Origin of the sequence: Desulfosarcina cetonica JCM 12296 (assembly GCF_001311845.1) — a bacterium.
In the GTDB taxonomy this organism is placed as follows: Bacteria; Desulfobacterota; Desulfobacteria; order Desulfobacterales; family Desulfosarcinaceae; genus Desulfosarcina; species Desulfosarcina cetonica.
This window is the reverse complement of the sequence record NZ_BBCC01000210.1, coordinates 1-10,183: the sequence shown is the minus strand read 5'-3', so window position 1 is coordinate 10,183 and position 10,183 is coordinate 1. Positions and strand designations below refer to the sequence as shown.

General features: G+C 58.4%; 8 protein-coding genes and 1 pseudogene. All 9 read right to left on the bottom strand.

Annotation, left to right across the window (positions count from 1 at the left end; translation table 11 throughout):
• On the bottom strand, window positions 1-517 hold a 517-nt coding region (locus JCM12296_RS28995; RefSeq protein WP_246805055.1), incomplete at its 3' end, for a DUF5714 domain-containing protein.
• Window positions 518-553: 36 nt separating this feature from the next.
• Window positions 554-1,102 carry a 4Fe-4S dicluster domain-containing protein gene (locus tag JCM12296_RS28990; RefSeq protein ID WP_054700319.1) on the bottom strand — a complete coding sequence of 183 codons (549 nt, stop codon included), beginning with the start codon at window positions 1,100-1,102 and terminating at the stop codon, window positions 554-556.
• 18 nt (window positions 1,103-1,120) lie between these two features.
• On the bottom strand, window positions 1,121-3,097 hold the full coding sequence (locus tag JCM12296_RS28985) for an aldehyde ferredoxin oxidoreductase N-terminal domain-containing protein (protein WP_054700317.1): 1,977 nt from the start codon (window positions 3,095-3,097) through the stop codon (window positions 1,121-1,123).
• A gap of 362 nt (window positions 3,098-3,459) precedes the next feature.
• A complete protein-coding gene (locus JCM12296_RS28980) occupies window positions 3,460-4,080 on the bottom strand; it encodes a 2Fe-2S iron-sulfur cluster-binding protein (RefSeq protein WP_054700315.1) in 621 nt (206 codons plus the stop codon).
• Window positions 4,081-4,124: 44 nt separating this feature from the next.
• Window positions 4,125-4,841: an NADH-ubiquinone oxidoreductase-F iron-sulfur binding region domain-containing protein gene (locus JCM12296_RS42715; RefSeq protein ID WP_218188340.1), complete on the bottom strand. Its 717-nt coding sequence runs from the start codon at window positions 4,839-4,841 to the stop codon at window positions 4,125-4,127.
• On the bottom strand, window positions 4,841-5,719 hold the full coding sequence (locus JCM12296_RS42710; RefSeq protein WP_218188339.1) for a (2Fe-2S) ferredoxin domain-containing protein: 879 nt from the start codon (window positions 5,717-5,719) through the stop codon (window positions 4,841-4,843). The genes JCM12296_RS42715 and JCM12296_RS42710 overlap by 1 nt, the downstream gene beginning before the upstream one ends.
• A 60-nt stretch (window positions 5,720-5,779) precedes the next feature.
• Window positions 5,780-6,232: an NADH-quinone oxidoreductase subunit NuoE family protein gene (locus JCM12296_RS28970; protein ID WP_054700313.1), complete on the bottom strand. Its 453-nt coding sequence runs from the start codon at window positions 6,230-6,232 to the stop codon at window positions 5,780-5,782.
• A 26-nt stretch (window positions 6,233-6,258) separates the two neighbouring features.
• A pseudogene (locus JCM12296_RS28965) lies at window positions 6,259-6,960 on the bottom strand (hydrogenase iron-sulfur subunit); the annotation flags it as partial.
• 138 nt (window positions 6,961-7,098) lie between these two features.
• The gene (locus JCM12296_RS28960; protein ID WP_246805054.1) at window positions 7,099-10,164 is read right to left on the bottom strand and encodes a CoB--CoM heterodisulfide reductase iron-sulfur subunit A family protein; all 3,066 of its coding nucleotides are present in this window, start codon (window positions 10,162-10,164) and stop codon (window positions 7,099-7,101) included.
• Window positions 10,165-10,183: the final 19 nt, after the last annotated feature.

Sequence of the window (10,183 nt, the reverse complement as noted above, 5' to 3'; positions counted from 1 at the left end):
CCTCGCCGGCAAAGGCGGTCGCACCGGTGATCACACTGACGGCGATCCCCACTCCCAGGGCGGCACCGCAGATTCCGAGAAGCCCCGAAGACCCGTCCGGGATCCGGCGGGCACGGGTACGGGCCTCGGCGATGGCATCTTCGGGCAATTCATATCCCGTATTGCCCACTGCCGTGAGAATCGCCGCCGGCACGAGCTCGTAATGCACCGCCCCATACATGGAAACCTCGGGATTGGCCATGACCAGTTCGATAATGTTGACGGGGCTGGTTTCCTGGGTGGTGGAGAGAATCCGGTCAATGATTTCAAGGGCCTTTTTTGAATCGCATTCCCGGCAGACGTAGTGGTCGTTCGGGCAGCCGATGACCGAGGTCTCTTCCTTATGGCACAAGGCGCAGGTTTTGGTGCGGGTGACCGTCACATATGCCAGGCGCTGGCCGCAAACCCCGCATTTGTTATCGCATTCGCCACATTCGTTACCAGTGGTGATGGTTTGGGTAATGATTTCTGTCGTCATGGCAGGTTCCCTTTTCGGTGGATCCTTGGTGTCGGGTTACTTTTTAAACTGAGACAGGGTTTCGACGACCCGCTTCATGCCATATCGCTTGATCAGCGATTCCAGGCCGATTTCCATTTCGCCGCGACTGGGCTCTTCGGCATTGTCGTCCACTTCCTCTTCTCGTTCCTCATAAGTCAAGGCTCCGGGAAGACAGACCTGGACACACATGGGCTCGGGCAGGGGTGGCTGGCTTTCACACATGTCGCATTTCAGGGGCAGGCCCGAATCGGGCTCCTTGAAATAGTCCCGCGATGGACAGGATGCCGGACAAAAAGCGCACTCGGAGTATTCCTTGCCATCGATCATGTATAGGTTACGGCCGTTGCATTCGGCCTGGGCATAATCACCGGCGCGAATGGGCACGAAGACGTCGCGGCCTTCGTCCATGATTACGATAATCCGGGACCGGCCAGGATTGACGCTGCTGAATTTGGGTACCGCGTGAAATGCCGAGCAGGCCATCTCGCAGGACCGGCAGCCCGTGCATTTGTTGACATCGACTTTTATCTCTTTGATGATTTTGGTTATTTTGCCACCCTTCACGATATCACCCCCTTTGCATCAATTCTCATCGGCTTCTGCCAACACCGTTTCGGCCGGCGATGCTTCGGCCGGCGATGCTTCCTCATTTTCTTTCAGGATGCCCCGTTCGATGAGATCCTTGCTGACATAATCCAACCCCAATGCATCCAGGGCCTTCTTGGTCGGGATGCCTTGGTGGTTCCAGCCTTTGTATTCGTAGTAGGTGGTGAGCAGTTGTTGCTCCATTTTAGGGTCTCTGATTTTCCAGTGGTCTTGCGGCGGTTTTTCATCCGCACGCCGCAGGCCCCGGCGGACATTGAGCGCCCGGACCAGGGTGCGGTTGCGCCGGGCAATTTCCCAAAGGGTGTCCTTATCGATATCCAGCCCGCTGGCCAGGGAGACGAGCTCGGGAAGATTATTGGAATGGAAGGGAATCCGGCCACCGAACTGACCCCGGAAAGAGGAGAGAAAACCGCACAACCCGATGGCGTCGTCGATGTAGTGCATGATTTCGTTCCACTCCACCACGGCACAGCACTCCTCCATGGGCATGTCGTGGCGTTTTTCCCACTCCAGGAAAATTTTCTTGTACTTATCGTTGGGGACGGCGACCCAGTCATCGACAAATTTCTTCCGCTCTTCCGGATTGCGGATCGGGTTCTGCGGAAACGACCCCTCGATCTGGGTGATGCTCATCTTCTCCCCGGTGGAGAGCATCAAAAAGAAGGTGGGGTTGACCTTGCCCAGCTTGATGGTGACCTGTTCGAATTTTTTGGTGGTGTTGTGGTCATAAACTTCGGCGCCATTGCCGATTTGACGGGCGGCCCAGTATACGCCGTTGGCCAGTTTGTCGCCGATGCCCTCGCGGTTGACGATCTTGTCGATCATATAGAAGAAGCGGCCCCTGGCATCCTCGGGCATTCCCGGAAAGTCACTTTCATTCAAGATGCCCGCCTGGAGCAGTTCGAGGGCAAAGGCGATCACCTGGGGCGTGGCAAACCCATCCAACCCGTACTCCTGGGAGACCGCGAGGATATCGTAATTGAAGTCCAGTTCCAGGTGGGCAGCCATCAGGTAGGTCAGCTTGTTGAAACACTTCAGAAAATAGGTGCGTCGGCCGGGCATGGCCATGACCGCGTGGCATTTTTTTGGGCAGTTGTAGCAGCCGGTTTCGCGGATGCGGGCGCTTTGGGTCAGGGCACCCCATTTGCGCTGGCGGTATTGGTTCCAGTAGCCTTTTTTTCTCACGCGTGCATTGCCCCAGGCAAAATTGTCGGTATGGAACAGCTCGTCATCCTCACCGGCCATGGGGTCACCGACGATTTTGTTGTCATAGATTTCCTGGCGGATCAGGGCGCTTTTTTCCCAGAGTTCGGCTGGGTGGGCGATGTTGATATCCTTGGTTCCGCGCACGGCAATGGCCTTGAGCCGTTTATCGCCCATGATCACCCCCACGCCGCGGGCGGCACTGGAGTTGGCGTGCTCGATCGTGGCCATGAAGACCCGATTCTCGCCGGCCGGTCCGATGGCACAGACCTGGGCGCGTTCCTGTTTCAACTCTTTTTTGATCAGGTCGGCGGTTTCCTGGGCACCCTTGCCCTTCAGGTGCCTGGCATCCCGAATTTCGACCCTGTCATTATGAATCCACAGATAAACCAACTCCGATGCCTTGCCGCGAATGACGATCTTGTCGTAGCCGGCGTGCTTCAGTTCCGGCCCCCACCATCCGCCGAAAAGGGAGTGGGCATGCAAGTTGGTCTGCGGGGAGAACGTGTTCACGGCAACGCGGTTGGTGCCGGGGACCGGGGTCCCATGCAGGAGGCCGGTGCTGAAAATCAACAGGTTGTCGGGCGAAAAGGGTTCGACCTCGGGAGGCACCCGATCCCATAGGATTTTGTCGGCGGTGCCTTGTCCGCCCAGGTGCAGCCGGGTCAGATTTGGATCCGTTTCCACCTTTTCAATATTTCCTCGGGATAAATCGACTTCGATAATGACCCCAGTTTCTGCGTACCTCATGATTTAGCCCCTTCGATAAAAAATCGTTCCATAAAAATTATCTACTTATGTCAGTGGTGGCATAACGAATACCATAAAAAAACCATCACCGCAAAATGATGGCCCGAAGAATCACTCGCCTTCAATGTTAAATTAAAGGTGTTGTCTACATAGAGAATTTGCGTTCTCTATATGAATATCCAAGCCATTTTCCTTTGTCAAGCGAAAAAGACGGCCGGGTGGGGCCGGATGAGGTGCTGGTGTGCCTTTCGGTGGGGATATCCGGGGCTGCGGGAGGTGGTGTATGGCCACCTCCCGATGTTGTGTTACCGGGCTTGATCCAGGCTCTACAAGCTGTCCTTAAGATTTTCCTTGGAGATCGTTTATTTCTTGGTCAAAGCATGTGCCGCATTGGATTCGTGTGGAAAAGCCAGGGCTTCGGTCAAAAAGTACGCGGCCTGAAGGTACGACGTGGGGCACAAGGGGAAACATTCCTTGCAGTCGCGGCATTCCTGGGAGGCGATTTCGGGAATGAAGTTGATTTCCCGTTTGGCGCCGCAGTCCACGAAGGCGATGGCGTTTTTCTGTTTGACCTCGTTGCAATAGCGCACGCACAGGCCGCAGAGCAGGCAGAAGGAGGACTCCTGGTCGAACCGGTTGCGGTCGGCGCCATACTCCTGGGCCAGGTCGAGCAGTTCGAAGGAGTCGGGGGCATGGGCCATCAACAGTTCGATGATGGTCTTGCGCAGCTTGTCGACTTCCGGGGTATGGGTGCGCACGATCAGATCCGGCTGCACCGGGAAGAGGCAGGCGGCCACGAGCCTTGCCCGTCCGCGGGTTTCCACCTCGACGGTGCACAGCCGGCATCCGCCGTAGGGCTCGAGTTTTTCGTGATGGCAGAGGGTGGGAATGTGGATCCCGGCACTGCGCGCCGCCTCCAGAACGGTCATGGTTTCCGTTGCCTTGACGTCCTTGCCATCGATCTGCAGAAGAATTTCACTCATATCGTTACCTTCTTGGCGTTGATACCATCGTGTTCAGGTACAATTTATGGGGCGATGCTGGCCTCGTACTCCTCGCGGAAGAACCGCAACGTGCTGAGAACCGGGCTGTAGGCGGTGCGGCCCAGGGAGCACAGGGAGGCTTTCCGGGAGACCTCGCACAAATCCTCGAGCAATTCGATATCCCCGGGCCGGCCCTTGTTCTCGCACAGCCGGTCCATGACTTTGAGCATCTGCCGCACGCCTTCCCGGCAGGGCACGCATTTGCCGCAGGATTCCTTGCTCAAAAAGTCCAGGAGGGTGCGGGTCATTTGCACCATGCTGGTGTCTTCGTCCAGAACCAGCATGCCGCCGGCCCCCATGGTGGCGCCGAGACTGGAGAGGGCGTCAAAATCCAGGGGCGTGTCCAAGAGGTTCTCGGGAATGCTGCCGCCCATGGCACCGCCGAAGTGCACCGCCTTGAGCTTCTTGTCTCCCGGAATGCCGCCGCAGATATCGAAGACGATCTCCCGCAGCGTGGTTCCCATGGGCACTTCCACCACGGCCGTGTTCTTGACATGGCCGGAGACCGAGACCAGCTTGGTCCCTTTGCTTTTCTCCGTGCCAATGCCGGTGTACCATGCGTGGCCCTTGTTGATGATCAGGGGCACGTTGGCCCAGGTTTCCACGTTGTTCAGGTTACTGGGTTTGTCCCAGATACCGCTCACCGAGGTGCGGATGTACTTGGGCCGCGGCTCCGGATTCTTGCCCTCGATGGAGCGCATCAGGCGCTGGATTCGCCGGAGACGAAGATGCCCACGTCAAAATGGACTTCCACATGAAAGTTGAAGCCGGAACCCAGGATGTTGTCGCCCAAGAGGCCGTATTCCTCGGCCTGGGCCAGGGCCGTGTAGATGTTTTCCTTGAGTTGGGGCATGTCATGCCGGGTGTAGATGAACCCCTGGCTGGCGCCGACGGCAAAGGCACCGATGATCAGCCCCTCGATGACGTTGTGCGGATTGCCGGTGAAGATGGCGCGGTCCATGAACGCCCCGGGCTCGCCTTCGTGCCCGTTGACGATCACGTATTTCTGCTCGCCGGGGGCGTTGCGGGCCGTTTCCCATTTGAGACCGGCGGGGAAGCCGCCGCCGCCGCGGCCGCGCAGGTTGGCCGTCTTGATCTCGTTCAGGATACTTTCCGGGGTCATCTCGAAAAGGGCCTTGGAAAGGGCCGTGTACCCGCCGATGGAGAGATAGTCCTCGATCTTTTGGGGATCGATCAACGTGTTGGTGTTGATGATCATGCGGGTCTGCTTTTTATAAAACGGAATATCGGTTTGGTGAACGGCCTTTTCCCCGGTTAGCGGATCGGTGTAGAGCAGGCGATCGACGACCTTCTTGCCCAGCACGGTTTCGGAAATGATTTCCGCTACGTCCTCGGGCTTGACCTCAATATAGTAGATCTCCTCGGGATAGATCAGAACATTGGGTCCTCTTTCGCACAGGCCATGGCAGCCGGTGGCCCGGATATCGACCTTGTCCGTCAGTTCCTGCTGGGCCAGTTCCGCCTTGAAGGCCTGGATGACCGCCTGGTTGCCCAGCGCAAGGCAGTTGGTTCCCGCGCAGATCGCGATGCAGGGCTTGTCGGGATCCTTCTCTGACAAGATGCTCTTTCTCAGTGCTTCCAATTCCGCCGGTGAGTTTATCCTTGGCATAGTTATCCCTTACGCATACGATTTGAGGACGTCGTCGGCTTTGCTCGGTTCAACCCGGGTATGATGTTTGCCGTTGACGATGATCTCCGGGCCCAGGGAACAGCATCCGAGGCAGCTGCCGTTTTCCAGACTGTATTTCATGTCCGCGTCGGTCTCCCCGACATCCACGCCGATCAGATCCTTGACCGTGTCGAGGAGTTCGCCTGCCCCACGCATCCGGCAGGTGGTGCCCATGCAGACATGCACTTCATGGCTGCCCTTGGGGATCATGCTGAAGGTCTTGTAAAAGGTCGCCACCTGAAGGACCCGATTGAACGGAACCTCGAGCTTTTGGCTGACTTTTTTGAGCACTTCCCGCGGCAGCCAGTGGTTGACATGCTGAATCTCCATGAGAACATGGATCAGCGCGCTGGGTTTTCCCTGATGGGCGTCGATGATTTGATCGATGTTGGCGGTTTGCATGGTCTTGTCCGAATGGTTGAAGGTTGCTAATACGCGATCGTTGCGAAGCGGTGGCTCTCTGCGTCGAACCCGATGAAGCCCTGCCGTACCGAATCATTCAGGTATTTGGCGACATCGGCCCGCTCGAGATCGAGGGCTTGCGTGATCTCGTTGGTGGTCAGCTGCTTTTCCCGGAGCAGGGCCATGACCTGGCTGATCTCGAACTTGCTGACGATCATGTCGTTGAACAGCCGGGTGAAGGCCTCGCTTTCGAAAAAGGCGCTGTATTCTTCCACCGTCTTGAAGTTGACGCGGAGCTTTTCCCGCTCGACCAGGCGAATGTAGGGAACCAATCCGGTCAACGCCTCAAGTCTGAACTTCAGGGTGTCAAGGTCCAATCCCTCGCCGACCCCAAGGGGCCCCAAGGCCTTGGTCGTTTTCGAGAAATCGTTCATGACCTCGGCGTAGCGCATGCCCTCGGAGGCGCTGATCCATTCGATGCGCAGCCGCTCGGGGTTCAGGCCGATATGGGCCAGCAGTTTGCGGCACAGGTGCATGAGGAACAGCGCTTTGTAGTTCCCCTGGGTCAGGTAGTGGCACTCCCCCGGCCAGCAGCCGCCGATGAACACGCCGTCCATGCCATTTTCAAAGGCGCGCAGCAGGAAGGCCAGGTCCACCCGGCCGGTACACATGAGACGAACGATCTTGATATCCGGTGCATATTGTTGTCTGGAAACTCCAGCCAGGTCCGCAGCGGAATATCCTCACCAGTTGCATAGAAAACCAAGGATTCGCGGTCGGAACTCGGGTCCGGTGCTCATTGGGTGTCTCCTTTTCCATCCGTTACGACGGATCGGTTGAGCAATTGAGGTAACGCCGTTTGTCGCTTACGCTGCGTCAATCTGGCAGAGAATTTCTTCCTGGGTAAAATGCTTGAGCACGATGGCATCCGCCGGGCAGACGGCGTTGCACAGGCCGTCTCCCTTGCAGAGGATCGGGTTCACCGTGGCCTTCTTGCCGATCGCCGTTTCCTTGAAGTCGATGGCGCCATAGGTACAGGCGGTGATGCAGGCGCCGCAGGCCACGCACTCCTTTTCCTTGACTTCGCAGACCGCGCCCGATGCCAGCACCGAATCCTTGTTGAGGATCGTGACCACCCGGCCGGCGGCGCCATAGGCCTGGCTGATGGTCTCGGTGATGTGTTTGGGGTACTGGGCGGTTCCGCACAGGAACACCCCGTCGGCGGCAAAATCCACCGGCCGTAGCTTGACATGCGCCTCCTGGAAGAAGCCGTCCGGGTTCATGGCCACCTTGAAGAACTTGGCCATCTGAGGATTGGTTTGGGGCGGGACCACGGCGGCGGCCAGGGTCAACAGATCGGCCTCGATCATCAGCCGGTCGCCCAGCACCGGATCGGTGACGGTGACGACCACGCCGGGATCGCCGGCTTCCACCTCGGGCTTGTCCTCGGGCGTGTAGCGGATGAAGCGGATGTCGTTGTCCGCGGCCTCGCGGTAATAATCTTCCTTGAACCCGTAGGCGCGGATGTCGCGGAAGAGAATGTAGAGTTCCATCTCGGGGTTGATGGCCCGCAATTTCAGGGCATTCTTGATCGAGTGGCTGCAGCAGACGCGGGAGCAGTAGTTGCGGTCTTCATTACGGCAGCCCACGCACTGGATCATCACCAGGCTTTGGGCACCGGCCAGCCGTTCATCCTGGCCGGCGATCATCTCTTCCAGTTCGATTGAGGTGACCACATTCTCGTTTTCGCCGTACAGGTATTCGGATGGCTGGTACTCCTCGGCACCCGTGGCGATGACCGCGGCACCGTGTTTGATCGTCTTGGTCTGGTAGCCCGACTTGACGGTGGTGACGAAGTTGCCCACATAGCCGTCCACCGCCGTGATGGCTGCATCCAGGGTGACCAGCACGTTGGGATGTTTGTACACCTTTCCGATCAGATCGGCGAGGTAGGCCTGAACGTCCATGCCCTCCAGAGTGAAGTGGAGCCGGCGGGCCATGCCGCCCAGATCGCTCTCCTTTTCCAGCAGATGCACCGTGAACCCCTGGTTGGCCAGGCTCAAGGCGCTGGTCATGCCGGCAATGCCGCCGCCAACCACCAGGGCCGCCTTGTTGACCGGCAGCTCGAACTCCTGCAAGGGCTCCAGGCGGGTCGAGCGGGCCACCGACATGCGGATGATCTCCTTGGCCTTTTGGGTGGCCTTTTCCTTCTCCTTGGAATGCACCCAGGAGCAGTGCTCGCGGATGTTGGCCATTTCATAGAAGTACTGGTTGATCCCGCCCTCGCGCACCGTATCGCGGAAGAGGGGTTCGTGGGTCCGGGGCGTGCAGGCCGCCACGACCACCCGGTTCAGCCCTTTTTCGCGGATCGTGTCGGTGATCTGCTGGGCGTTCTCCGTGGAGCAGGCGAAAAGGCTCTCCTGGGCGTGGACCACATGACCCAGGCTGGAGGCGTATTCGACCACGTCGGGCACATCCACCACACGGCCGATGTTGGCCCCGCAGTGGCACACGAACACCCCGACCTTGAGTTCCTCGTTGGAGACGTCTCTTTCTGGCGGATACTCGCGGGCCTTGGCCAGGTTGCCCCGGCGGTAGGCGAGCAGTTGACCGCACTGGGCCTCGGCCCCGCTGGCGCTCATGACCGACTCGGGGATATCGAGGGGGCCCTGAAAGGCGCCGCTGACGAAGATGCCCGGACGCGAGGTCGCGATGGGGTTGGTCATCTGGTTCATGCAGAACTGGTGGGCGTTGAGTTCGATGCCGAACTTGTCGGCCAGGCCCTGCACGTCGGCCGGTGGGGCCAGGCCGACGGAGAGCACCACCATGTCGAATTCCTCCTCCTTGACCCCGTCATCCACGGTCGAATAGCGGATGGTGACGTTCTGGGTCTCGGGGATCTCCCGGCCGATGGAAACGTAGCTGCGAATGAAACGGGTGTCGGCCAGTTTTTCGGCACGCTGGTAGAAGCGTTCGAAGTCCTTGCCGAAAGCCCGGATGTCGTTATGAAAAATCGTGGCCTGAATACCCTCGTCATGATCCTTGGCCAGGATCACCTGCTTCTGGGTGTAGGCGCAGCACACGGCCGAACAGTAGCTGTTACCGCCCTCGGTCACCTGGCGGGAGCCGACACATTGAATCCAGGCGATGCGGTGGGGATGCTTGCCGTCCGACGGCCGCCGGATCTCGCCATCAAAGGGACCGGTGGAGCAGAGAATGCGCTCGAAGTCGAGGCTGGTGACCACATTGGCGAACTTGCCGTAACCGTAGTCGCCCCTGGGTTTGGGATCGAACACCTCGTAGCCCGGTGCCAGCACGATGGCGCCGACTTCGACCTCGATCTTTTCCGGCTTCTGATGCAGGTCAATGGCGTCGTTCTTACAGGCACCCTGGCAGATCGTGCATTTTTCGTCCTGGAGGAAAAGGCAGGTCTCGGGATCGATATAGGTGATCAGCGGCACGGCCTGGGAGAAGTAGATATGAATCGCCTTGTTCAGCGACAGGTTCTGGTTGTAGGGGTCCGGTACCTTGACCGGGCAGTACTCCACGCAGACCGTGCAACCCGTGCAGTTCTCCTCGATGATGTAGCGCGGCTTCTTGACCAGGGTCACCAGAAACTCACCGACCTCGCCCTCCACACTTTTTACTTCCGTGTAGGTCAGGATGTCGATGTTGGGATGCCGGCTGCACTCGATGAACTTCGGCGACTCGATACACATGGAGCAGTCGTTGGTGGGAAAGGTCTTGTCCAGCTGGGCCATCTTGCCGCCGATGGCCGGCGACTTGTCCACCAGATAGACCTTGAATCCCGTCTCGGCCAGATCCAGGGCCGCCTGGATCCCGCTGATCCCGCCACCCACAACCATGACATCGATGCGTTTCGTATTCTCGGAACAATTGTCCATCAACCCGTCGATTGGTTCTCTTTCCAATTTTCTTGTCCTTGTCAGG